Below are 23,723 nucleotides of genomic sequence, written 5' to 3' on the forward strand. Positions count from 1 at the left end.
GCCACCCCCGGCCGGCGCACCGTGGTCCCGCACGCCCGCTGGGCGCACCTGGCGGGCCACGGCGGCTATGTCTTCCCCGGCGGCACCCGGCTCGACATCTCCCGCGAGGACCGCACCGGGTCCTGGCGGGACATCAACGCCGACGGCGACCCCACCCCGCTCACCCGCCGCTACCTGACGCTCTGGCAGGACCACGGCACCGACCCGGACGGCGCGAGCTACCGCTATCTGCTGATGCCCGGCGCCGACCGCCGCACGGTCGCCGCCCGCGCCGCCGACCACGGCTGGCTGGAGGTGCCGGCCAACGACGAGCACCGCCAGGCCGTGCGGATCCCCTCGCTCGGCGTCACCGCGATCAACTTCTGGCGGCCGGGGAGCTGCGCCGGGTTCACCGCCGGCGGCCCGGCCGGCGTGCTGCTGCGGCGCGAGGGCCGCGGCGCCACCCTGTGCGTGGCCGACCCGGCGCGCACCGGGGCGGCGCTGGACCTCCGCTGGGACCATCCGGTACGCGCGGTCACCGCGGCCGATCCGGCGATCGAGGTGCTGGGCACCGGGCCCGCCCTGCGGTTGCGGATCACCGGCGGCACGGCCGGGGCCACCCACCGCTGCGCCCTGTCCCTGGGCGGCTGAGCCGCGGCGTGCCGGACCGGCCGGCCGGGCGCTCACTCGCCCGCCGGGGTTCGCCCGTCCGGGTGGTCGGCACCGTACGGGCGGTGGGAGTCACCCGGGAGTTTGTGGAGTGCCGACAGTGTGCTAAGCCGCTTGCCGGCAGGGCCTTGGGCGAAGTCACTGAGCTTTCTGTTCTGCCTGCCCACCAAAACACGTGCGACGTTGTATGGAACCGACATCAGTCTCCGGGCCCCCTGGCACGTACCGTCGATGCATGACCAATCTCGAAGGTGCGCCCGAAGAGGCCAGTGATGTCCGCGGGCGCGTCGCCGAGCTGCACGCCATCCGCGAGCAGGTACGGCGTGGTCCCAGCGAGCGGGCGACCGAGGCTCAGAAGGCCAAGGGCAAGCTGACGGCTCGGGAGCGGATCGATCTGCTGCTGGACGAGGGTTCCTTCAACGAAGTGGAGCCGCTGCGGCGGCACCGGGCCACCGGGTTCGGGCTGGAGGAGAAGCGCCCGTACACCGACGGCGTGATCACCGGCTGGGGAACGGTGCACGGGCGGACCGTGTTCGTGTACGCCCACGACTTCCGCATCTTCGGCGGCGCGCTGGGCGAGGCCCACGCCACCAAGATCCACAAGATCATGGACATGGCCATCACGGCGGGAGCGCCGCTGGTCTCGCTGAACGACGGTGCCGGGGCCCGGATCCAGGAGGGCGTCTCGGCGCTCGCCGGCTACGGCGGCATCTTCCAGCGGAACACCCGGGCGTCCGGCGTCATCCCGCAGATAAGCGTGATGCTCGGCCCCTGCGCGGGCGGCGCCGCCTACTCCCCGGCCCTCACGGACTTCGTGTTCATGGTCCGGGAGACCTCGCAGATGTTCATCACCGGCCCGGACGTGGTCCAGGCCGTCACCGGTGAGAAGGTCACCCAGAACGGCCTGGGCGGCGCGGACGTGCACGCCGAGACCTCCGGGGTGTGCCACTTCGCGTACGACGACGAGGAGTCGTGCCTGGAGGAAGTGCGCTACCTGCTCTCGCTGCTGCCGCAGAACAACCGCGAGAACCCCCCGGTGGCCGAGTCCGACGACCCGGTGGACCGGCGCGGCGAGGTGCTGCTCGACCTGGTGCCGGCCGACGGCAACCGGCCCTACGACATGCGCAAGGTGATCGAGGAGATCGTCGACGACGGCGAGTACCTGGAGATCCACGAGCGCTGGGCGACCAACATCATCTGCGCCCTGACCCGACTGGACGGCCAGGTCGTCGGCGTGATCGCCAACCAGCCGCAGTCGCTGGCCGGGGTGCTGGACATCGAGGCCTCGGAGAAGGCCGCGCGCTTCATCCAGATGTGCGACGCCTTCAACATCCCGCTGATCACCCTGCTGGACGTGCCCGGCTTCCTGCCCGGCGTCGACCAGGAGCACGGGGGCATCATCCGGCACGGCGCCAAGATGCTCTACGCCTACTGCAACGCGACCGTGCCGCGCATCTCGGTCATCCTGCGCAAGGCCTACGGCGGTGCCTACATCGTGATGGACTCCCAGTCCATCGGCGCCGACCTCACCTACGCCTGGCCGACCAACGAGATCGCGGTGATGGGCGCCGAGGGCGCAGCCAACGTCATCTTCCGCCGCCAGATCGCCGGCGCGGACGACCCCGAGGCCATGCGCGCCCGCATGGTCAAGGAGTACAAGTCCGAGCTGATGCACCCCTACTACGCGGCCGAGCGGGGCCTGATCGACGACGTCATCGACCCCGCCGAGACCCGCGCCGTCCTCATCCGCTCGCTGGCGATGCTGCGCACCAAGCACGCCGACCTGCCGCCCCGCAAGCACGGCAACCCGCCGCAGTGACCCGCCCAGTGGAACTCTGAAACAAGGGAAACAGGGAGACAACGACACGTGAGTACCTCCAGCGATCCCGCCGATACCGCCGCCGGCACCCTGGTCCGAGTCGAGAAGGGCCACGCCGACGCGGAGGAGCTCGCCGCCGTCACCGCGGTCCTGCTCGCCCGGGCCGCCGCCCACACCAGCCACCGTGCCCGCGGCGCCACCCGCCCGCGCCGCGACACCGCCCCCTGGCACCGGCTGGAGCGCCGTCCGGGCTTCTGCGTCCCGCACAGCTGGCAGCGCTGAGCCCACCGGGCCGCGTACGGCGAAGGTCCCCGCTCTCCAGGAGAGCGGGGACCTTCGCCGTACGCGGGCGCTCGCTACCGCAGTCGGGCCATCAGGGCGTGCTCGACCAGGGTGATCAGAGCGCTCTTGGCCTCGCTGCGGGTGCGGGCGTCGGTGGTGATGATCGGGGTGTCGGGCCCGATCTGGAGGGCCTCGCGGACCTCTTCGGGGGAGTAGGGCTGGTGTCCGTCGAAGCCGTTGAGGGCGATGACGAAGGGCAGTCCGCTGTTCTCGAAGTAGTCGACGGCCGGGAAGCAGTCGGCGAGCCTGCGGGTGTCGACGAGGACCACGGCGCCGATGGCGCCGCGTACCAGGTCGTCCCACATGAACCAGAAGCGGTCCTGGCCCGGGGTACCGAAGAGGTACAGGATCAGGTCCTGGTCCAGGGTGATGCGGCCGAAGTCCATCGCCACGGTGGTCGTGGTCTTGTCCGGCGCGTGCGTCAGGTCGTCGATCCCCGCCGAAGCCGAGGTCATCACGGCTTCGGTACGCAGCGGATTGATCTCCGAGACCGCGCCGACGAACGTGGTCTTGCCCACGCCGAAGCCGCCCGCCACCACGATCTTCGCGGAGGTGGTGGAGCGAGCTGCATCGCTAGAGCTTGCGAAGTCCACTGAGCACCCTTTCGAGCAATGTCACGTCAGGCTGTCCGCCGGCGGTCTCGTCGCCGCCGGGCTGATGGATGGCGACAAGCCCGGCCTCCGCCAAGTCGGCGACGAGGATTCGGGCCACGCCGAGGGGAATGGCGAGGAGGGCGGAGATCTCGGCAACCGACTTGATCTCCAGGCACAGTTGGCAGATCCGCTGGTGCTCGGGCATCTGGCCCTGCAGCTGCGAGAGGTCCGCCGTGGTGCTGACCAGCGCCTCGATGGCGAGCTGGTAGCGGGGCCGGGTCCGGCCGCCGGTCATGGCGTACGGACGCACCAGCGGGTTGTGCCCGCCCTGGACCGGGGCCGGTTCCGGGGCGGTGGGCTGCGGCTGCTGCATCGGCCGGCCGCCCGGTGGCCGCGGCGGTTCGTACGCGGGGCCGTAACCGGGGTGCGGCTGCTGCGGACGGACCGGCGGCTGCTGGTGGCTTGGGGTGGAGGGGAAGTTGAAACGCCTCAGCGGGGCGTCCTGCTGCGGCTCGTGCCGGGGCCCGGGCTGGTACGGGTATCCGCTAGGGGGCGTATCCACGGTTCCTCCTCCAACTCACCTGTTATCGGTCGCGCCACCGCACCCTATGGCGCGGTGGCGCGAAACGCACTGTTTGTTTGTCAGTTGAGAAGGCTGCCTTGCAGTTCTGCCCGGAGGTCCGGCGTCAGCACCCCGCCCGCGCGGTCGACGAGCAGGGCCATCTCGTAGCCGACGAGGCCGATGTCGCACTCGGGGTGGGCGAGCACGGCCAGGGAGGAGCCGTCGGAGATGGACATGATGAAGAGGAAGCCGCGTTCCATCTCGACCACGGTCTGGTTGACCGAGCCGCCTTCGAAGATCCGGGAGGCTCCGGCGGTCAGCGAGGTCAGGCCGGAGGCGACGGCCGCCAGCTGGTCGGCTCGGTCGCGGGGGAAGCCTTCGGACATGGCGAGGAGCAGTCCGTCGGCGGAGACCACGACCGTGTGGGACACACCGGGGGTGTTGTCCACGAAGTTCGTGATCAACCAGTTCAGGTTCTGCGCCGCCTGGCTCATCGGGCTCACACTAACGCTCCTGATCGTAGGTGCTGCCGGGGCCGAAGCCCGGCCGGTCATGCTGGTCTTGCGAGGTACCGCTGTCCGTGCCCGCGTTCCGGGCCTGCTGGACGCCGCGCCGCAGGTTGCTCAACCTGCCGCGCACATCCTCCGGAGCACGGGAGACCTGGGGGCCGTCCTGCGGGGACGAGAGCGCCGCGCCCTCGACGAGGTTGGCCTTGGGAACCCGCCGCGGCAACCCGGACGAGGTGATGCCACCGGCCTTGGGCTCCCGCAGCTCCTCGGCACGGTGCCAGCGCTCGTCGTTCACCGAGCTCCACGACTCCTCGGCCGCAGCCCCCGGACCCGCCGACTGCCGCTCCGATGCCGGCCGCGGACTCGGCGCCGCCTGAGCAGCACCCTCCTCGGGCTGCGACCACTGCTTGGCCCGACGCGGCAGGCCGGAGTCGGTCAGCGAGTGGGTGTCGCTCGGGGAAGGTCCCGGATGGTGGAACTCTACGCCGTCTGACGTTCCTTCGGGAACGCCGGGTCCCGGTTCCGGTTGGGACCCGTAAGACGCCGCGTAAGGCGCCTGATACGAGCCGGTTTCGGACCATCCGCCCTGCTCCGCAGGGGAGTTGTAGTCGTAGTACGGCTGCTGCCCGCTCTCCGCCGGGCCCTGGTACTCCGCCTCCGGATGCTCGGGCTGGCGGTGCTCCGGGGCGCCCATGGGGGTACGCAGCCCATCGCGGCCCAGGGAACGCCCCACCGGCTCCGGGCCCTCGCCGGGCGCGGGCTGCGCCGAGGGCTGCGCGGCGCCGTACCGGTTGTCGTCGAAGCCCAGCTCGGCCGCGGTCCGCAGGCCCGGACCCACCTGGGTGGCGTGCGGCTGCTCCGGGACGATGCGGGAGACGGTGAAGTCGTCCTGCGACAGCTCCTCGCCGCCGCCACCGTGGGTGATCGCGTCCGGCAGCATGACCAGCGAGGTGGTGCCCGCCTGCTCGCCCGAAGGCCGCAGCTGCACCCGGATGCCGTGCCGGTCGGCCAGCCGGCCCACCACGAACAGGCCCATGCGCTGGGAGATCGCGGCGTCCACGGTCGGCGGGTTGGCCAGCTTGTGGTTGATGTCCGCGAAGTCCTCGGCGGTCAGCCCGATGCCCTTGTCATGGATCTCGATCATGACGCGGCCGTCCGGCAGCCGGGTCGCGGCCACCCGCACCTTGGTCTGCGGCGAGGAGAAGGTGGTGGCGTTCTCCAGCAGCTCGGCGAGCAGGTGCACCAGGTCGTTCACGGCCTGGCCGTGGATCTCGCTCTCCGGTACGCCGGTGATCACGATGCGCTCGTAGTTCTCCACCTCGGAGGAGGCCGCGCGCAGCACGTCGATCAGCGGCACCGGCTGGGTCCAGCGGCGGCCCGGCTCCTCGCCCGCGAGGATCAGCAGGTTCTCGCCGTTGCGGCGCATACGGGTGGCCAGGTGGTCCAGCTTGAACAGGTTCGCCAGCTGGTCCGGGTCGGCCTCGTTGTTCTCCAGGTGGGTGATCAGCGTCAGCTGGCGCTCGATGAGGCCCTGGTTGCGGCTGGAGAGGTTGGTGAAGATCGCGTTGACGTTGCCCCGCAGCATCGCCTGCTCGGCGGCGAGTCGGACCGCCTCCCGGTGCACCTGGTCGAAGGCGCGGGCGACCTCGCCGATCTCGTCCTGGGTGCTGATCGGGATCGGCTGGACACGGGTGTCCACCCGGCCCGGCTCGGTCCGGGACAGCTGGGCGACCAGCGCCGGCAGCCGCTGCTCGGCGACACCGTGCGCGGCGTTGCGCAGCTGCCGCATGCTGCGGCTCATGGAGCGGGCCATCAGACCGGCGATCACGAACGCGGCCAGCAGGGCCACCAGCACGATCGCCGAGTTGAGGATGGCGTCCCGCCGGGCGTCGGAGGAGATCTGCGCGGCCTCGTCCACCGCCTTGTCGCTCAGCTCGGCCTCGACCCCGCGGTAGGCGTCGAACCGGTCGGTGGCCGCGTCGAACCAGGTCCGGGCGGTGATGCCGCGCGCCTTCAGCCCCTCGGGGGTGGCGCTCGGCGAGGCGATGGCGGCCCGCATCCCCTCCATCGTGGGCGGGGTGCTGAACTTCCGCCCGTCGTCCTCGGCGCTCTGCCGGGCCCGGGTGATCCGCAGCTCGCGTTCCTTCTTGGCGTCGGCGAGCGCGTCCTCCAGCCGGACGATGTCCTCGGGGAGGCTGCCGGAGGTGAACTCGTCCCGCGCGATGCGCTCCAGATAGGCGTAGGAGGCCAGCGCGGTCAGCTGGGTGCGCCGGTCGGCCGCGGACGGCCCGGGCTTCACCAGCAGATGGGTGCCGAGGGAGCGCTGAAGCGATTCAGCACTCTTGGCCAGCGACAGCGCGTAGACGGTACGGCCGTAGGAGGTGATGTTGCCGGTACCCAGCCCGAGCTCGTTGGCGAACTCCATCAGCGGGTGCTGGATGGCGACGTAGCCCTCTTCCGTCTTCACCCCGCCCAACTTGGCGGTGTACGCGGTCCGGCGCAGCGTCTCCAGGCGCGGCTCGACCTTCTGGAGGGCCTTCAGCCGACGCTGGAGGCCGGGCTGGTCGGGCATGTCCTCGGCCCGCCGGTGGAACTCCTCGGCCGCACGGTCGGTGGCCGTCCGCACCTGCCGTACCGCTTCCTTGTCGCTGCCGGACAGCAGCGGCGCCGCGCTCACGTCGCGCTCGTTGATCAGGGCGTTGCCGTAGACGGCGGCGGCCCGGACCAGACGCGCGGTGCGTTCGGCGTCCTGTGCCTCGCTCCAGGTGGAGATGGAGGACTGCACCCGGAAGCCACCGAAGACCAGGGCGACCAGGACCGGCAGCAGCAGAATGGCGTTCAGCCGAGTGCGTACCCGCCAGTTGCGCGGGGACAGCGGCCCGCTCTTGCCGGCGGGGGCGGCAGGGGTCTGCGGTACTTCGACAGCCGGCGCAGACATGCGCGGCGGCGGAGTGAAGTTCCCCCGTGCCTGCGGCGCGGAGTCGGGCTTGCTTCGCCTCACTCGACCAATAACCTCTCGGCGTCGGCACCTGGTGTCGTGCCGTTCTCGGCTGGGCGCCTACTGCCCAGTTCTCGAATTCCAGCACGTGGGGCGGGCGCAGTCCAAACAGTGGACACAGCGTGGACATGGCGAAAGGTTCCGCCGATAAAACGGGCATAAAGCCTGAGTCGCGCCAAAAGACGGGAGGAGTGGGCGCACTGCGCGATGGCCTGTGAGCGCACCGTGTTCAGCGGCGAAGATTTCTCATTCGAAACGTTATGAAGCCCCGGAGTGGACCGTGGCCGAGGACACAGTCCACTCCGAGGCACAACTTCCCGATTAGACAAGCCGGTTGATCCCCGACTGCCCGACCGGGCCACGTGCGACTACTTCAACCGGGCCATCAGGGCGTGCTCGACCAGGGTGATCAGAGCGCTCTTGGCCTCGCCGCGGGTGCGGGCGTCGGTGGTGATGATCGGGGTGTCGGGCCCGATCTGGAGGGCCTCGCGGACCTCTTCGGGGGAGTAGGGCTGGTGTCCGTCGAAGCCGTTGAGGGCGATGATGAACGGCAGTCCGCTGTTCTCGAAGTAGTCGACGGCCGGGAAGCAGTCGGCGAGCCTGCGGGTGTCGACGAGGACCACGGCGCCGATGGCGCCGCGTACCAGGTCGTCCCACATGAACCAGAAGCGGTCCTGGCCCGGGGTACCGAAGAGGTAAAGGATCAGGTCCTGGTCCAGGGTGATGCGGCCGAAGTCCATCGCCACGGTGGTCGTGGTCTTGTCCTGGACATGGCTCAAGTCGTCGATCCCCGCCGAAGCGGAGGTCATCACGGCCTCGGTGCGCAGCGGATTGATCTCCGAGACCGCACCGACGAACGTGGTCTTGCCGACGCCGAAGCCGCCCGCCACCACGATCTTCGCGGAGGTGGTGGAGCGGGCCGGCGCGCCGTTAGAGCTTGCGAAGTCCACTGAGCACCCTTTCCAGCAGTGTCACATCCGGCGTTCCACCCGCGTCCGCGCCGCCACCCGGCTGGTGGATCGCCACCATCCCGGCCTCGGCGAGGTCGGCCACGAGGATCCGCGCCACGCCGAGCGGCATGTTCAGCAGGGCGGAGACCTCCGCGACCGACTTGACCTCCCGGCACAGATGGCAGATGCGCTGGTGCTCGGGGAGCAGCCCCTGCAGGTGGGCTGGGTCGGCCGTGGTGCTGACCAGTGCCTCGATGGCGAGCTGGTAGCGCGGCCGGGTCCGGCCGCCGGTCATGGCGTACGGACGGACCAGGGGCTGGTCGCCTTCACCCCCGTACGGCGTGTGATGGTGGCCGCCGTACGGGCCGGGCGAGGCGGTGGGCGGGGTCATGGATCCTCCGGTCGGACAGCAAGGTGACGGTCGGTGCCGTCGGTCGGTGCCGGTGGGGGGGCGTCCGGCCGGGTGGCCGGACGGGACGGACGGTCTGGTCAGGTCAGTTGAGCAAGCTGCCCTGCAATTCGGCGCGCAGGTCCGGAGTGAGGACACTGCCGGCGCGGTCGACGAGCAGGGCCATCTCGTAGCCGACGAGGCCGATGTCGCACTCGGGGTGGGCGAGCACGGCCAGGGAGGAGCCGTCGGAGATGGACATGATGAAGAGGAAGCCGCGTTCCATCTCGACCACGGTCTGGTTGACCGAGCCGCCTTCGAAGATCCGGGAGGCTCCGGCGGTCAGCGAGGTCAGGCCGGAGGCGACGGCCGCCAGCTGGTCGGCTCGGTCGCGGGGGAAGCCTTCGGACATCGCGAGGAGCAGTCCGTCGGCGGAGACCACGACCGTGTGGGACACACCGGGGGTGTTGTCCACGAAGTTCGTGATCAACCAGTTCAGGTTCTGTGCCGCCTGGCTCATCGGGCTCAACTAACGCTCCTGCCGGTAAGTCGGACCAACGCCGCGATCGTTATTGCCGCCCGGACCCGAACCGGCCTGACGGCCCTGCTGGATGCCCCGACGAAGGTTCGTCAGCCGCCCGCGCACATCATCGGGAGCGCGGGAGACCTGCGGACCGGCCGGCCGGGGCTGCTGCTGGGCAGTGCCCTCCACGAGATTGGCGCGTGGAACGCGCCGGGGCAAACCGGATGACGTCACTCCGCCCGCCGCGGGCACCCGCACCTGCTCGGCGCGGCGCCAGCGCTCGTCGTTGGGGGAGTGCCAGCTGTCCTCGCCGGCACCGCCGCGCGAGCCCGCGGACGGCGGCTCGTCGCGCTGGGGCGAGGACGGCTCGGCCGCCGGGTCCACCTCGTCCGCCGCCGTGCGACCGCCCTGGCCGCCGGCCGCGCCACCGGAGCCGCGGAACCAGTTGGACTCGATGGTGTCGAAGATCGGGGTACGGCCGTCACCCGGGCCGGCCGGCGGCAGCGCCTCCGGCAGCGCGCCGGTGAGGGCGTCCTCCGGTCGCGCGAACTGCCCGGTGTCGCTCGGGCTCCGGTCGAGTTCGGGGCGGGCGAACTGGCCGGTGTCGGCGGGGCCCTGGTCGAACTGCGGCCGTGCGAACTGGCCGGTGTCGGCGGGGCGGGGGAACTGTCCGGTGTCGGCGGGTCCCTGGCCCAGTTCGGCGCGGGGGAACTGGCCAGTGCCGGTGAAAGGGTCCTGGAGCTGGTGGGCGCCGGTGTCCTCGGGGCGGATCTGCGGGAACTGCCCGGTGTGGCCGGGTCCCTGGCCGAGTTCGGCACGGGGGAACTGGCCGGTGTCGCCTGGGCCCCCAGCCGGACGGGCGTACTGCCCGGTGTCGCCCGGTCCCTGGTCCAGCTCGGGGCGTGCGAACTGGCCGGTGTCGCCCGGTCCCTGGTCCAGCTCGGGGCGTGCGAACTGGCCGGTGTCGCCGGGACCGCCGGCCGGACGGGCGTACTGCCCGGTGTCACCGGGTCCCTGGCCCGGTTCGGGGCGGGCGAACTGGCCGGTGTCGCCTGGGCCGCGGCCCGAGCCGCGTCCCGCACGGCCGCGCGCGGACCTCCGCGGCGCGGAGTCCACCTCGTCATGACCGCGCGGCGCGTCCTCCGCGGCCCGCGGCGCGGTGGGCCAGTCGTCGTCGCCGGCGGCGGCGCGCCGGGCGCCCCAGCTGGTGCCGGGCCGCTGCACGGACGGCAGCTCGGGGGCGGCGTCGCGCTGCGGCAGCTGCCTGCGGCCGGCGCGCTTGCCGCCGGACTCGCCGTGCGCCGCGTCGGCGGCGGGAGCGCCGGTGGGCGGGGCGATGGACGGCCCGTCACCGCGCGTCGGGAGGTTCGGCCGGCCACCGGCACCGCGCGGCGCGGCGGCGGGGCCGCCCTTGGCGTCGGCGGGCGAGGGCCGGCCGGCGTCGAAGAGGCTGCCGCCGGACGGGGCGGGACCGCGGTCGGGCGCACCGCCGCCGGTCGGACGGGTGGGCAGGCCACCGCCGCTGCCGGGCAGCGCGGGCCGCGGTCCGGAGCCGGAGACCTGGCGCCGGGGCGGGGCGGAGCCGAGGAGACCGGCACCGCCGCCCGAGCCCGCCGTACCGGGGGCTGAGGTCGACGGGGCCGACGGGGCGGCCTGGCCGGGCTTGCCGGCGCTCGGCTTCTTGCCGCCCTGGGCGACGTCCACCGGCAGCATGACCAGCGCGGTGGTGCCGCCGGAGTCGGAGGGGCGCAGCTGGATGCGGATGCCGTGCCGCAGGGACAGCCGGCCGACCACGAACAGGCCCATCCGCCGGGACACCGAGACGTCCACCGTGGGCGGGCTGGCCAGCCGCTCGTTGATCGCGGCCAGGTCCTCCGGGGACAGGCCGATACCGGTGTCGTGGATCTCGACCAGCACGCGGCCGTCGGGCAGCGCGTGACCGGTCACCTTGACCTTGGTCTGCGGAGAGGAGAAGGAGGTGGCGTTCTCCAGCAGCTCGGCGAGCAGGTGCACCAGGTCGTTGACGACGCGGCCGGCGACCTCGGTGGTGGGCACGGCGCTGAGTTCGATGCGCTCGTACTGCTCCACCTCGGAGGCCGCCGCGCGCAGCACGTCGACCAGCGGCACCGGGCGGGTCCACCGGCGGCCCGGCTCCTCGCCCGCGAGGACCAGGAGGTTCTCGCCGTTCCGGCGCATACGGGTGGCCAGGTGGTCCAGCTTGAAGAGCGAGGACAGCTGGTCCGGGTCGGCCTCGCGGGACTCCAGTTCGGAGATGAGCGACAGCTGACGCTGGATGAGGCCCTGGCTGCGGCGCGAGAGGTTGGTGAACATCGCGTTGACGTTGCCCCGCAGCAGCGCCTGCTCGGCGGCGAGCCGGACCGCCTCGTGGTGCACGTCGTCGAAGGCCGCGGCCACCTTGCCGATCTCGTCCCGGCTGTGCACACCGACCGACTCGACGGAGGTGTCCACGTCCTGCGGGTCGGCCTCGGAGAGCTGCTTGACCAGCTCCGGCAGCCGCTTCTGCGAGACGTCCTCGGCGGTCTTCTGGAGCCGGCGCAGCGAGCGGACCATGGAGCGGGCCACCACGAAGGCGCCGACCAGCGAGACACCGAGCACCAGCAGGATCAGCGCACCGCTGATGTACGCCTCCTGCTCGGCGTCGTCACGCAGCTCGCGGGCCTTCTGCTCCATCTCGCTGAGCAGGGTCTGCTCGATCTTGGACATCTCCTGCAGCTTGATCGTGTCCTGGTCGTACCAGTCCAGGTAGCTGCGGTCCTCGGAGGTCAGGCCCTTGTCGCCGTTATCGCGCATCACGCGCTGGGCGTAGGTCTCCGCGGCGGTGATGTCGGGCAGGCCGTCCAACGGCTCCAGCAGGTCGGAGGAGCCGCTGCGGAAGGTCTCGAACTTCCGCAGCGCCGCGTCTTCCTTGTCCAGCGCCGACTTGCCGTAGCGCTTGTCGTTGTCGGACAGGTGCGGGCCGTGCGGGTTGGCCAGCGCGGCGCTGATGATCGCGCGCTGGATGGACGCGTACTCCTTGGCGGCGGAGAAGGTCGCCAGCGCACGCGTGTTGTTGATCATGGAGGAGTTGCTGGTGGCCTGGGCCATGTCCTGGGACAGCGAGAGCAGTGAGGTGATCAGCTCGTTGTAGTCCTGGACGGTCTGCGCGATGTACTCGCGGTTGCTGTAGGCGTGGTCCCGGATGTCGCGGATCCGCTGCAGCTGACGGCGGATGTCCACCAGCGTGGCCTGCACACCGGTCAGCTGCGGCACCCGCTCGGTGGCCTCGGAGAACGACTTGATGGCCTGGGTGGTGGCCTCCCGGGTGGCGACGACCCGGTCGTTCTTCTCGTTGCCCTCACCGGCCAGCGGACCCGCCGACTTGTCCCGCTCCTCCTGGAGCACGTCGGCCAGGTGGGTGGCCTGCTGCGTCATCTCGGTGAGCAGCTTCATCCGGTCCAGGTCGTCGATGTTCTCCAGCGAGCTCTGGATACGCAGGGCACCCAGCGAGGTCGCGGCGACGACCGGGAGCGCCAGCAGGGAGACCAGTCGGGTGCTGATGCGCCAGTTGCGGAGGGCGAACCGGGAACCGGGGCCGGTGGGCACCTTCGGCCGCGGTCGCGCGGCGCCCTCGCCGCCGGTCGGGGCCTTGGGCGGGGTGGTGGGGGAGTCCGCCTCGGCACCGGGCCCGGCCGGGGCCGGGCCGGGACCCTGGGCGCGCTGGGGAGAGGAGCCGCGGTCGGTGACCCCGCGCGGCTCCGGGTCCGCCGCAGCCTCTCCTCGGCCCTGGTGGGCCTGGGGAGACCCCATACCATCCCTCTTGAAACGTCCCTGCACTAGCGTCGCAACCTCTGGACCAGGCGTTCCCCCGCTGGCGCGGCGGAACGGTGTCGTCGATGGGGACCGCAGCCCCCCGTAGCGGTCGTGAGTGACCGGCGCGCACCCTTTCATGTCGAGAAGAGGAGCCAACCGCCGCCCGGCGCCTCTCTTCCTCGCGCCCCCTGCGCGCCGGCTGAATCCAGCGGCGGTCCGTGGAATTCCAGCACAGTGCCGGATGCTCCAACAAGGGCGGGAGGGGACCCGGACGCATCGGTAACCCACGGTAGGACCGACATTACGGAATGTAGAAAAGTCAGTCGGTGATAACGGACTTTTGTTGGCGAATGGCGCACGGGCGTCCGGACGGGGCGGGGTGTCCCGGTAGTCATGATCAAGGGCGGAACGTCACCTTGAGATGGGCAATGTCCGTTTCCTGGGTGTGCTTTGCGCATTCCATTCGCGCCATTTGCCCGCTGACTCGTGAGCAAACTCACACATCGATCGTGACTTCTGTCCCCAATGGGTGGGCATAGGCGCGTCTAGCCTGACGTTTTACACAGGCAGCACCCGCCACAACCACACCAGCAGAGGTCGACCCACGTGAAGACGACGATGACGTCCCGCGCCATAGCCAACCCGCGGCGTACCACCCTGGCGCATCTCAAGGACGCCGGCGAGCTCGTCTCGATCCCCGAGCAGCCCGAGCACCCCGTCGAACTGCCCACCAGCACCGCCAACCCGCGGCGCACCGTGCTGATGACGGCCCCCAACAGCTGATGTGACCCTGAGGGCCCGTCCTCCGGCTGCCGCCGGGAGGGCGGGCCCCGGCCGCGCCCGGCGCCGTCGGCACCGGGTGGGCCCCCGGCCTGCGCGATAGCCTGAAGCGTCAGTCTTCCGCCAGCACAGTGAAGGGCGCGGCCTCCCGTGCGCATCGCCAGGTTCTCCCTCGACGGCAACGTCGGCTTCGGCGTCGTGGAGGGGCAGCCGTCCGACCCGGACGGCCCCGTTCTCGACATCATCAAGGGCCACCCGTTCGCCGAATTCGAGCGCTCGGGCCAGAAGATCCCGCTGAACAAGGTGCGGCTGCTGCCGCCCGTCCTGCCCAACAAGGTCGTCGCGATCGGCCGCAACTACGCGGAACACGCCGCCGAGCTGGGCAACGAGGTCCCCGAGACCCCCGTCACCTTCTTCAAGCCCTCCACCGCGGTGATCGGCCCCGGCGACCCGGTCGTCTACCCCTCCTTCTCCCAGGAGGTGCACCACGAGGCCGAGCTGGCCGTGGTCATCGGCCGGATGTGCAAGGAAGTGCCCCGCGAGCGCGTCAAGGACGTGATCCTCGGCTACACCTGCGCCAACGACATCACCGCGCGCGACGCCCAGCAGCGCGAGAAGCAGTGGGCCCGGGCCAAGGGCTTCGACTCCTCCTGCCCGCTGGGCCCCTGGGTGGAGACCGGGCTCGCCCTGGAGGACATCGCGGCCGGCATCGGCGTCATGTGCACCGTCAACGGTGAACAGCGCCAGCTGGGCCGCACCAGCGACATGGTGCGCCCGATCGAGGACCTGATCGTGCACATCACCGAGGCCATGACGCTGCTCCCGGGTGACGTCATCCTCACCGGCACCCCCGCGGGCGTCGGACCCCTGGTCCCGGGCGACGAGGTCGCCGTGACCATCGAAGGCATCGGCACTCTCACCAACAAGGTGATCAAGCGTGGCTAGCGCAACCTCTTCCGCATCCCCTGCTGCCCCCGTACGCGTACGCTTCTGCCCCTCGCCGACCGGCAACCCGCATGTCGGCCTGGTGCGCACGGCCCTGTTCAACTGGGCCTTCGCCCGCCATCACGGCGGCACCCTGGTGTTCCGGATCGAGGACACCGACGCCGCCCGGGACTCCGAGGAGTCCTACCAGCAGCTGCTGGACGCGATGCGCTGGCTGGGCTTCGACTGGGACGAGGGCCCCGAGGTCGGCGGCCCGCACGCGCCCTACCGCCAGTCCCAGCGGATGGAGATCTACTCCGACGTGGCGCGCCGCCTCCAGGAGGCCGGCCACGCCTACGAGTGCTTCTGCACTCCCGAGGAGCTCGACGCCCGCCGCGAGGCCGCCCGGGCGGCCGGCAAGCCCTCCGGCTACGACGGCCAGTGCCGCACGCTCACGTCCGAGCAGCGCGCCGCGTACCGGGCCGAGGGGCGCGTCCCGATCGTGCGCTTCCGGATGCCCGACGAGCCGATCACCTTCACCGACCTGGTGCGCGGCGAGCTGACCTTCACCCCGGAGAACGTGCCGGACTACGGCATCGTCCGGGCCAGCGGCGCCCCGCTCTACACGCTCGTCAACCCGGTCGACGACGCGCTGATGGAGATCACCCACGTGCTGCGCGGCGAGGACCTGCTCTCCTCCACCCCGCGGCAGATCGCGCTCTACCGGGCGCTGGCCGAGATCGGCGTGGGCAACGGCACCACCCCGGCCTTCGGGCACCTGCCGTACGTGATGGGCGAGGGCAACAAGAAGCTCTCCAAGCGCGACCCGCAGTCCTCCCTCAACCTCTACCGGGAGCGCGGCTTCCTCCCCGAGGGCCTGCTCAACTACCTCTCGCTGCTCGGCTGGTCGCTCTCCGCCGACCAGGACCTGTTCTCGATCGACGAGATGGTGGCGGCCTTCGACATCAAGGACGTCAACGCCAACCCGGCGCGCTTCGACCTGAAGAAGGCCGAGGCGATCAACGCCGACCACATCCGGCGGCTGGACCTCAAGGACTTCATCACGGCCTGCGAGCCCTGGCTGGCCGCCCCGCACGCCCCGTGGGCGCCGGAGTCCTTCGACCAGGCGGCGTTCGCGGCCCTGGCCGAGCTGGCGCAGACCCGCCTGACGGTGCTCTCCGACATCACGGCCAACGTGGACTTCCTCTTCCTGGACGAGCCGGTCTTCGACGAGGCGTCCTGGACCAAGGCGATGAAGCCCGGCGCCGACGCCCTGCTGCGCACCGCCCGGGAGAAGCTGGCGACGGCCGACTGGAGCGCCGAGGAGCTCAAGGCCGCGGTCCTGGCCGCGGGCGAGGAGCACGGCCTCAAGCTGGGCAAGGCGCAGGCCCCGGTCCGGGTCGCGGTCACCGGCCGCACGGTCGGCCTGCCGCTGTTCGAGTCCCTGGAGGTGCTCGGCCGCGAGCGCACCCTGGCCCGGGTGGACGCGGCCCTGGCCCGGCTCGGCGGCTGAGCCGTCCCTCACTCAACCGCCGTGTGGGCGGCAGCCGCTCCGGCTGCCGCCCACACGGCGTTCCGGGGCGGTACGGGGCGCCCAGGCGGGCGGCCGCGACCGCCACATCCCGGCCGATCCGGCCCGGGGCGGTCCGCGCGCTCGGGCGGGGCCGGAGGCGCGCTCGTGGCGCGCCGGCGCTGCCGGGAGGGCGTACGGACGGTGTTCGAGCGACCGCTCGGGTACGGAACGCGGGCCGCGCCGCATACCCGTTTTGGTGGCCCGTCCACCATCAGGTAATGTTCTTCCTGCGCCGCCCGGGAGGGCCGAAAGGCCGGAGCGGGAAGCGCACCAAACAAAACCCCGTCAGGGGTTGCGTTTTGGTGGGGTATGGTGTAATTGGCAGCACGAGTGATTCTGGTTCACTTAGTCTAGGTTCGAGTCCTGGTACCCCAGCAGGAGATCTTCGCGGTTCTCCTGTCCTCAGCAGGACCAAGCCCCCGTTGTGTAGCGGCCTAGCACGCTGCCCTCTCAAGGCAGTAGCGCCGGTTCGAATCCGGTCGGGGGTACTGATCCTTCCCGCGTGGTCATCTGGGTAGCTCCCGGTGCTCACGACGCAGGATCGCTAGGGCCCCCGTTGTGTAGCGGCCTAGCACGCCGCCCTCTCAAGGCGGTAGCGCCGGTTCGAATCCGGTCGGGGGTACTGGTCTATACCATGGGCTATGGTGTAATTGGCAGCACGAGTGATTCTGGTTCATTTAGTCTAGGTTCGAGTCCTGGTAGCCCAGCGCGGTACTCATCAGAGTGCTCACGCCCCCGTTGTGTAGCGGCCTAGCACGCTGCCCTCTCAAGGCAGTAGCGCCGGTTCGAATCCGGTCGGGGGTACATCAGAGAAAGGCCCTCCACTTCGGTGGAGGGCCTTTTCGCATTCCCGGAAAACCCGGACCCCATGGAATCCCCGCCCGGTGCCCGACCCCCGCGTGGGGGTGGGGCGAGCCGCCGGCGGGGTCATGGGGCGGGAACGCCCCGCCGGCGGCTCTCCGCGGTCAGCTGGAGCGGCGCAGGGCCTCGGTGAGCCGGTGGGCGGCGTCCATGACCGCCTGGGCGTGCATACGGCCCGGGTGGCGGGTCAGCCGCTCGATCGGTCCGGAGACCGAGACGGCGGCCACCACGCGGTTGGACGGGCCGCGCACCGGGGCGGAGACCGAGGCCACGCCCGGCTCCCGCTCTCCGATCGACTGCGCCCAGCCACGGCGCCGTACGCCGGACAGCGCGGTGGCGGTGAAGCGGGCCCCCTGCAGGCCGCGGTGCAGCCGCTCCGGCTCCTCCCAGGCCATGAGCACCTGGGCCGCCGAGCCGGCCTTCATCGGCAGGGTGGAGCCGACCGGGACGGTGTCCCGCAGTCCGGACAGCCGCTCGGCCGCCGCCACGCAGATCCGCATGTCGCCCTGGCGCCGATAGAGCTGGGCGCTCTCGCCGGTCACATCGCGTAGGTGGGTGAGTACCGGGGCGGCCGTGGCCAGCAGCCGGTCCTCGCCGGCCGCCGCGGCCAGTTCGGCCAGGCGGGGGCCGAGTATGAAACGGCCCTGCATATCGCGGGCCACCATCCGATGGTGTTCGAGTGCGACCGCGAGCCGGTGCGCCGTGGGGCGCGCCAGCCCGGTGGCACTGACCAGTCCGGCGAGAGTGGCCGGACCGGACTCCAGAGCACTCAGAACCAGAGCAGCCTTGTCGAGAACGCCGACGCCGCTAGAGTTGTCCATGCAACGATACTTGCGTCTCACACTTTGAAACGCAAGTTCAATTTTCCGGCGAACCCGCCACTCTGGAAGTACGGCTCGCGGATCAGGGCCGCACAGGGCACGAGTTGGGCCGGCGATGCCGCCGGCCGGAGGGAACAGCGATGGGACGGACACTGGCGGAGAAGGTCTGGGACGACCATGTCGTCCGGCGCGCCGAGGGCGAGCCCGACCTCCTCTTCATCGACCTCCACCTGCTGCACGAGGTGACCAGTCCGCAGGCGTTCGACGGCCTCCGCAAGGCCGGCCGGACGGTCCGGCGCACCGACCTCACCCTGGCGACCGAGGACCACAACACCCCCACCGTCGACATCGACAAGCCGATCGCCGACCCGGTCTCCCGGGCCCAGTTGGAGACGCTGCGCAAGAACTGCGCGGAGTTCGGCGTCCGGCTGCACCCGCTGGGCGACGTGGAGCAGGGCGTCGTCCACGTGGTGGGACCGCAGCTGGGACTGACCCAGCCCGGCACCACGGTGGTGTGCGGGGACAGCCACACCTCCACGCACGGTGCCTTCGGCGCGCTGGCCTTCGGCATCGGCACCAGCCAGGTCGAGCACGTGCTGGCCACCCAGACGCTGCCGCTGGCGCCCTTCAAGACCATGGCGATCACGGTCGAGGGGGAGCTGCCCGAGGAGGTGACCGCCAAGGACCTGATCCTGGCGATCATCGCCCGGATCGGTACCGGCGGCGGCCAGGGCTATGTGATCGAGTACCGCGGCCCGGCCATCGAGAAGCTGTCGATGGAGGCCCGGATGACCGTGTGCAACATGTCCATCGAGGCGGGCGCGCGGGCCGGCATGATCGCCCCCGACGAGACCACCTTCGCCTACCTCGAGGGCCGCCCGCACGCACCCCGGGGTGCGGACTGGGACGCGGCGCTGGAGTACTGGCGCACCCTGCGCACCGACGAGGACGCCGTCTTCGACCGCGAGGTGGTCGTCGACGCCGCCGAGCTGGCCCCGTTCGTCACCTGGGGCACCAACCCGGGCCAGGGCGCGCCGCTGTCGGCGCGGGTGCCCGACCCCGCCTCGTACACCGACCCCAGTGAGCGGCTGGCCGCCGAGAAGGCCCTGGAGTACATGGGACTGACGGCGGGTCAGAAGCTGAGGGACATCGCGGTGGACACCGTCTTCGTCGGCTCCTGCACCAACGGCCGCATCGAGGACCTGCGCGCCGCCGCGGCGGTGCTGGCCGGCCGCTCGGTGGCCGACGGGGTGCGGATGCTGGTGGTGCCCGGCTCGGTACGGGTGGCCCTGCAGGCGGTCGAGGAGGGGCTGGACAAGGTGTTCACCGCGGCCGGCGCCGAATGGCGGCACGCGGGGTGCTCGATGTGCCTGGGCATGAACCCCGACCAACTGGCCCCCGGCGAGCGCTCCGCCTCCACCTCCAACCGCAACTTCGAGGGCCGGCAGGGCAAGGGCGGCCGCACCCACCTGGTCTCGCCGCAGGTCGCCGCGGCCACCGCGGTGCTCGGCCGACTGGCCTCCCCCGCCGACCTGTCCGCCGCCCCCACGCCCGCCGGAGTCTGAACACCATGGAAGCCTTCACCACCCACACCGGCCGCGCCGTACCGCTGCGCCGCGGCAACGTCGACACCGACCAGATCATCCCCGCCCACTGGCTCAAGAAGGTCACCCGGGACGGCTTCGAGGACGGGCTCTTCGAGGCCTGGCGCAAGGACCCCGGCTTCGTGCTGAACCAGAGTGCCCATCAGGGCGCCACGGTGCTGGTGGCCGGCCCCGACTTCGGCACCGGCTCCTCCCGGGAGCACGCCGTCTGGGCGCTGCAGAACTACGGCTTCAAGGCGGTCGTCTCCTCCCGCTTCGCCGACATCTTCCGCGGCAACTCCCTCAAGAACGGCCTGCTGACGGTGGTGCTGCCGCAGGAGACGGTGGACCGGCTGTGGGAGCTGATCGAGGCCGACCCGGCCGCCGAGGTCACGGTGGACCTGGTCGAGCGCCAGGTTCGGGCCGAGGGAATCACGGCCGAATTCAGCCTTGACGAGAACGCCCGCTGGCGACTCCTGGAGGGGCTGGATGACATCAGCCTCACCCTGCGGGAGGAGTCCGAGATCGCCGCGTTCGAGGCTCGGCGACCCTCCTTCAAGCCCAGCACGGTTGAGGTCTGAGACCCCCGGTTTCCGCAGTACAGACTGCGTTTGACACGATGCGTCGCTGGTCCCCGGACCGGCGGCGCATCGCTATGTTGAGGCCCCATGAGGCGACAACTCGCCGCAGATGGCACAATCAGCGCATGGAACGCGACCCTCAACTCGAGCTCTACGAGGCCGTCGCGGCCAGGCTGAAAGCTGCGCACTCAAAGGTGCGCACACTGCAAGTCCCGGAGGGCGTACGGATGGCGCTGTCCCGGAAGCTGCTGGTCATCACGGCTGCGGCGAAGCACGATCTGGCGGACGCCGCACGGCGTCTGGACCGGTTGATGGGCGACCTCGACGCAGGTCGTTTCCCCGAAGACCCCGACAGAGACGTCAGCGACGGAAGTCCGTGAAGTCCGTGACGGTCGAGTTCGTTGCGGCACAAGGGTGATTAGCCCGTTTCGTGTTTGATTTGCGGTATATATCTGCCTAACGTGCGAAAAAGCTTGAACACATTCGTTCCGGCAATGTCTCCGAAGGGGAAGACGTGAACAAGGCGCAGCTCGTAGAAGCGATTGCCGACAAGCTGGGTGGCCGGCAGAACGCCGCCGACGCGGTCGACGCGGTACTGGACGCCATCGTCCGTGCGGTCGTCGCGGGGGATCGAGTTTCGGTCACCGGCTTCGGTTCGTTCGAGAAGGTCGAGCGGCCGGCTCGTTACGCCCGCAACCCGCAGACCGGCGAGCGCGTGCGGGTCAAGAAGACCTCCGTGCCCCGCTTCCGTGCCGGACAGGGCTTCAAGGACCTGGTGAGCGGCTCGAAGAAGCTGCCCAAGAGCGGCGAGGTCTCGGTCAAGAAGGCGCCGAAGGGCAGCCTCCAGGTCGCGGCGAAGAAGGCCGCGGCGAAGAAGGCCACCGCCAAGAAGGCCGCGGCGGCGAAGAAGACCACCACCGCCAAGAAGGCGGCACCGGCGAAGAAGGCCACCACCGCGAAGAAGGCCACCCCCACCGCCGCGGCGAAGAAGACCACGGCCAAGAAGGCCACCGCTCCGGCGAAGAAGGCCGCCGCGAAGAAGACCGCGGTCAAGGCGACGGCCAAGAAGGCCACCGCGCCGGCCAAGAAGGCCACCGCGAAGAAGGCACCGGCCAAGAAGGCCACCGCCCGCAAGACCACCGCCAAGAAGGCCACCGCCCGCAAGAAGTAAGTCGCAGGCGGGCAGCGTCACGCGCCGGGCCGGGCTCCCCAGGGGAGCCCGGCCCGCGGTGTGTCGCCCTGCGAACGCGGCGCGCGGCGCCCGGCCCGCGGCCGGAAGATCGGCGGGCTGGGGGTCGGCGGGCCGGGGCAGCCCCGAAAAGGCCCAGCAGGTGTGGGGACGGAACCCCGGAAGACACAGGGGGCGCAACGCCGGAAGGCGCAGGGGCGAACCCGAAAGTCACAGGGCCGGAACCTCGGAAGACACAGGGGCGAACCCGGAAGACACACGGCCGGAACCCCGGAAGACACACGGCCGGAACCCTGGAAGACACAGGGCCGCAACGCCGGAAGGCGCAGTGGTGGAAGCCCGGAAGGTCTGGCGAGCCTCTAGAAGGTCTGGAGTGTGATGAAGGTTACCCGGCGCTCGGCGCCCTCGCCCGCCACCTCGATCCGCACCCGCTGACCGGACCGCAGCAGCCGCAGTCCGCCCGCGTCGAAGGCCGCCGCGTCGAAGGGCAGCGGAGTCCCGTCGTCCAGCAGCACACTGCCGGTGCGGGTCTCGGGGTCGTAGGTGTACGCGGTCGCCTGCATACCGGCAGCGTAGCCACCGTGCACCGGATCACCGCTCGGCGCCCCGGGGCGCCGCCCCGCGCACGGTCAGCCGGGCAGGGGGCCGGGGACCCCCGGGGTCTGGGAGACCTCGGCGGCGGTGGTCGGCGGCGGTACGGGGCAGTGCTCGGCCAGCAGCCGCGCGGTGTACCCGCCGACGCCCAACCGCAGCGCGGCGCGCAGGTCCGCACCGGTGTCCACGTCCTGCCGCACGCTGTCCACCCCGGTCAGGGTGATCTCCCGGGCGCCGGAGGCCCGGTGCCGAGCCCGTGAGGGGCCGCCGAAGGCAGGCGCCAGCTCCACCCCGGCCGCGGCGGTCAGCAGCGTGGTGCCCACCCCCGCCGCGTCCGGCAGAAAGGCCCGGGCGCTGCGCTCCGCGTTCGCCAGCACCCGGTCCAGTTCGGCCTCCCGCAGCGCGGGCAGGTCCGCGTTCAGCGTCGCCACCGGAGCCCGCGGCAGTCTCGCCCGCACCGTGCGCGCCCCGTGGGCCAGGGCCGCGTTCAGTCCGTCCGGGGAGCGGTGGGGCGTGTCCGGTTCGATGCGCGCCCCCAGCGCGGCGAGCTCACGCGCGGCGTGCGGGTCGTCCGTGATCACGACCACGCCCCCAACGCGCCCGCAGGCCAGCGCCGCCCGTACGGTGTCCTGTGCGAACGCCAGGGCCAGCGCGGGCCGCCAACCGTCCCGTACCGCCTCGGCGAGCCTGCTCTTCGCCTGCGGCAACGGCTTCAGCGGAACCACCACGGTCCAGGCCACAGGTGCTCCCTCGTCTTCGTACGTTTTCTCCGTACGAAGGCCATTCTCGCCCGCTGCCGGAACCCAGCGTGACCGCCGGGGTTACGGTGTCCTCGACAGACCGGGTACCTGGGGCGACACTTGTGCGGCTGCCCGGAAGGTAGCAAGCCAGCTGGGTCAGCAGGTCTCAAGAGAGGGTGTTCCGAGTGTCCGGCCGCAGAATCGGCATCTGGTACCGCACGGCGTCGGTACTGGTGAAACCGCCGCTGGTGACGTTCTTCAAGCGGGATTGGCGCGGAATGGAGAACATTCCGACCGACGGCGGATTTATCACCGCCATCAATCACAACTCGTATCTCGACCCGTTGTCGTACGCGCACTATCAGTACAACACCGGCCGGGTCCCGCGCTTCCTCGCCAAGGCGGGCCTGTTCAAGGCGCCCGTGGTGGGCACCTTCCTGCGCGGGCTGAAGCAGATCCCCGTCTACCGGGACTCCAGCGACGCCGCCAACGCCTTCCGCGCGGCCGTGGACGCCATCAACCGGGGCGAGTGCGTGGCCTTCTACCCCGAGGGCACCCTCACCCGCGACCCCGACCAGTGGCCCATGCGCGGCAAGACCGGCGCCGCCCGGGTGGCGCTGCTCACCAAGGCCCCGGTCATCCCGGTCGCCCAGTGGGGCGCCAACGAGGTCATGCCGCCCTACGCCAAGAAGAAGCGGATCCGCCTCTTCCCGCGCAAGACGCTGCGGGTGATCGCCGGGCCGCCGGTGGACCTCTCCGCCTTCTACGACCGGGAGCCCACCGCCGAGGTGCTGCGAGCCGCCACCGACGCCATCATGGCCGCCATCACCGAACTCCTCGCGGAACTGCGCGGCGAGCCCGCGCCGGCCGTGCCGTACCACCACCGCACGGCCGCCGAGGGCGCCGCGGGCCAGGAGGAGGGCAAGTGACGCGCT

Annotated in this window: 22 protein-coding genes and 5 tRNA genes; 16 read left to right on the forward strand and 11 right to left on the reverse strand. The window is 71.2% G+C overall.

Translation table 11 applies throughout. From position 1 onward, the window contains the following. The 3 genes from E4099_RS06255 to E4099_RS06265 form a co-directional block, all read left to right on the forward strand. The coding region (locus E4099_RS06255) for a polysaccharide lyase family 8 super-sandwich domain-containing protein (RefSeq protein WP_245244631.1) at positions 1-630 on the forward strand (630 nt) is incomplete at its 5' end. A gap of 253 nt (positions 631-883) precedes the next feature. Further along, entirely contained in the window at positions 884-2,467 is a 1,584-nt protein-coding gene (locus tag E4099_RS06260; protein ID WP_135337941.1) for an acyl-CoA carboxylase subunit beta, read from the forward strand. A 48-nt stretch (positions 2,468-2,515) separates the two neighbouring features. After that, positions 2,516-2,749, forward strand: coding sequence for an acyl-CoA carboxylase subunit epsilon (locus E4099_RS06265; protein WP_135337942.1), 234 nt, complete (start codon positions 2,516-2,518; stop codon positions 2,747-2,749). Positions 2,750-2,823: 74 nt separating this feature from the next. Here the strand turns inward: E4099_RS06265 and E4099_RS06270 are convergent, their stop codons facing one another. The 8 genes from E4099_RS06270 to E4099_RS06305 all read right to left on the reverse strand — a co-directional run bounded on the left by E4099_RS06270 (position 2,824) and on the right by E4099_RS06305 (position 13,166). Further along, on the reverse strand, positions 2,824-3,402 hold the full coding sequence (locus tag E4099_RS06270) for a GTP-binding protein (RefSeq protein ID WP_135337943.1): 579 nt from the start codon (positions 3,400-3,402) through the stop codon (positions 2,824-2,826). Further along, positions 3,383-3,964 carry a DUF742 domain-containing protein gene (locus E4099_RS06275; RefSeq protein WP_135337944.1) on the reverse strand — a complete coding sequence of 194 codons (582 nt, stop codon included), beginning with the start codon at positions 3,962-3,964 and terminating at the stop codon, positions 3,383-3,385. Before E4099_RS06275 ends, E4099_RS06270 begins: the two co-directional genes overlap by 20 nt. Positions 3,965-4,044: 80 nt before the next feature. Then, the gene (locus E4099_RS06280; RefSeq protein ID WP_135337964.1) at positions 4,045-4,458 is read right to left on the reverse strand and encodes a roadblock/LC7 domain-containing protein; all 414 of its coding nucleotides are present in this window, start codon (positions 4,456-4,458) and stop codon (positions 4,045-4,047) included. A gap of 10 nt (positions 4,459-4,468) precedes the next feature. After that, positions 4,469-7,474, reverse strand: a complete 3,006-nt coding sequence (locus E4099_RS06285) for a sensor histidine kinase (protein ID WP_167828304.1) — start codon at positions 7,472-7,474, stop codon at positions 4,469-4,471. A gap of 365 nt (positions 7,475-7,839) precedes the next feature. Beyond that, the gene (locus E4099_RS06290; protein WP_135337946.1) at positions 7,840-8,421 is read right to left on the reverse strand and encodes a GTP-binding protein; all 582 of its coding nucleotides are present in this window, start codon (positions 8,419-8,421) and stop codon (positions 7,840-7,842) included. After that, positions 8,402-8,812 (reverse strand): DUF742 domain-containing protein, encoded by a 411-nt coding sequence (locus E4099_RS06295; protein ID WP_135337947.1) that lies wholly within the window; start codon positions 8,810-8,812, stop codon positions 8,402-8,404. Before E4099_RS06295 ends, E4099_RS06290 begins: the two co-directional genes overlap by 20 nt. A gap of 103 nt (positions 8,813-8,915) precedes the next feature. Beyond that, entirely contained in the window at positions 8,916-9,329 is a 414-nt protein-coding gene (locus E4099_RS06300) for a roadblock/LC7 domain-containing protein (protein WP_135337965.1), read from the reverse strand. A 9-nt stretch (positions 9,330-9,338) separates the two neighbouring features. Continuing rightward, complete coding sequence (locus E4099_RS06305) at positions 9,339-13,166, reverse strand: sensor histidine kinase (protein WP_425348248.1); 3,828 nt, start codon at positions 13,164-13,166, stop codon at positions 9,339-9,341. Positions 13,167-13,748: 582 nt separating this feature from the next. Between E4099_RS06305 and E4099_RS32855 the strand changes: the two genes are divergently transcribed. The 8 genes from E4099_RS32855 (at position 13,749) to E4099_RS06340 (ending at position 17,223) form a co-directional block, all read left to right on the forward strand. Next, entirely contained in the window at positions 13,749-13,925 is a 177-nt protein-coding gene (locus E4099_RS32855; protein ID WP_167828305.1) for a hypothetical protein, read from the forward strand. Positions 13,926-14,072: 147 nt separating this feature from the next. Then, complete coding sequence (locus E4099_RS06310; protein ID WP_135337949.1) at positions 14,073-14,867, forward strand: fumarylacetoacetate hydrolase family protein; 795 nt, start codon at positions 14,073-14,075, stop codon at positions 14,865-14,867. Beyond that, complete coding sequence (gltX, locus tag E4099_RS06315; protein ID WP_135337950.1) at positions 14,860-16,359, forward strand: glutamate--tRNA ligase; 1,500 nt, start codon at positions 14,860-14,862, stop codon at positions 16,357-16,359. Before E4099_RS06310 ends, gltX begins: the two co-directional genes overlap by 8 nt. Positions 16,360-16,722: 363 nt before the next feature. Continuing rightward, positions 16,723-16,794: transfer RNA gene (locus tag E4099_RS06320), tRNA-Gln, on the forward strand. A gap of 40 nt (positions 16,795-16,834) precedes the next feature. Then, positions 16,835-16,907: transfer RNA gene (locus E4099_RS06325), tRNA-Glu, on the forward strand. Positions 16,908-16,968: 61 nt separating this feature from the next. Beyond that, positions 16,969-17,041: transfer RNA gene (locus E4099_RS06330), tRNA-Glu, on the forward strand. 13 nt (positions 17,042-17,054) lie between these two features. Continuing rightward, positions 17,055-17,126: transfer RNA gene (locus tag E4099_RS06335), tRNA-Gln, on the forward strand. A gap of 24 nt (positions 17,127-17,150) precedes the next feature. Continuing rightward, positions 17,151-17,223 (forward strand) — tRNA-Glu (locus E4099_RS06340). A 161-nt stretch (positions 17,224-17,384) separates the two neighbouring features. Here the strand turns inward: E4099_RS06340 and ndgR are convergent. After that, a complete protein-coding gene (ndgR, locus tag E4099_RS06345) occupies positions 17,385-18,101 on the reverse strand; it encodes an IclR family transcriptional regulator NdgR (RefSeq protein WP_135337951.1) in 717 nt (238 codons plus the stop codon). 140 nt (positions 18,102-18,241) lie between these two features. On the opposite strand from ndgR, the gene leuC reads away from it, so the two are divergent. From leuC to E4099_RS06365, 4 genes are all read left to right on the forward strand, one after another. Then, complete coding sequence (leuC, locus tag E4099_RS06350; protein WP_135337952.1) at positions 18,242-19,666, forward strand: 3-isopropylmalate dehydratase large subunit; 1,425 nt, start codon at positions 18,242-18,244, stop codon at positions 19,664-19,666. A gap of 5 nt (positions 19,667-19,671) precedes the next feature. Beyond that, a complete protein-coding gene (gene leuD / locus E4099_RS06355) occupies positions 19,672-20,265 on the forward strand; it encodes a 3-isopropylmalate dehydratase small subunit (RefSeq protein WP_135337953.1) in 594 nt (197 codons plus the stop codon). A gap of 125 nt (positions 20,266-20,390) precedes the next feature. Continuing rightward, entirely contained in the window at positions 20,391-20,645 is a 255-nt protein-coding gene (locus E4099_RS06360; protein WP_135337954.1) for an SCO5555 family protein, read from the forward strand. A gap of 134 nt (positions 20,646-20,779) precedes the next feature. Further along, positions 20,780-21,436 (forward strand): HU family DNA-binding protein, encoded by a 657-nt coding sequence (locus E4099_RS06365; RefSeq protein ID WP_135337955.1) that lies wholly within the window; start codon positions 20,780-20,782, stop codon positions 21,434-21,436. Between the two features lie 377 nt (positions 21,437-21,813). Here E4099_RS06365 and E4099_RS06370 read toward each other — a convergent pair whose 3' ends face one another. Both E4099_RS06370 and cofC read right to left on the reverse strand, forming a co-directional pair. After that, on the reverse strand, positions 21,814-22,017 hold the full coding sequence (locus E4099_RS06370; protein ID WP_135337956.1) for a hypothetical protein: 204 nt from the start codon (positions 22,015-22,017) through the stop codon (positions 21,814-21,816). 66 nt (positions 22,018-22,083) lie between these two features. Then, entirely contained in the window at positions 22,084-22,788 is a 705-nt protein-coding gene (gene cofC / locus E4099_RS06375) for a 2-phospho-L-lactate guanylyltransferase (protein ID WP_135337957.1), read from the reverse strand. Between the two features lie 185 nt (positions 22,789-22,973). Between cofC and E4099_RS06380 the strand changes: the two genes are divergently transcribed. Next, a complete protein-coding gene (locus tag E4099_RS06380) occupies positions 22,974-23,717 on the forward strand; it encodes a lysophospholipid acyltransferase family protein (protein ID WP_135337958.1) in 744 nt (247 codons plus the stop codon). The last annotated feature ends 6 nt before the right edge of the window (positions 23,718-23,723 follow it).

Source organism: Streptomyces palmae (assembly GCF_004684805.1).
GTDB lineage: Bacteria > Actinomycetota > Actinomycetes > Streptomycetales > Streptomycetaceae > Streptomyces > Streptomyces palmae.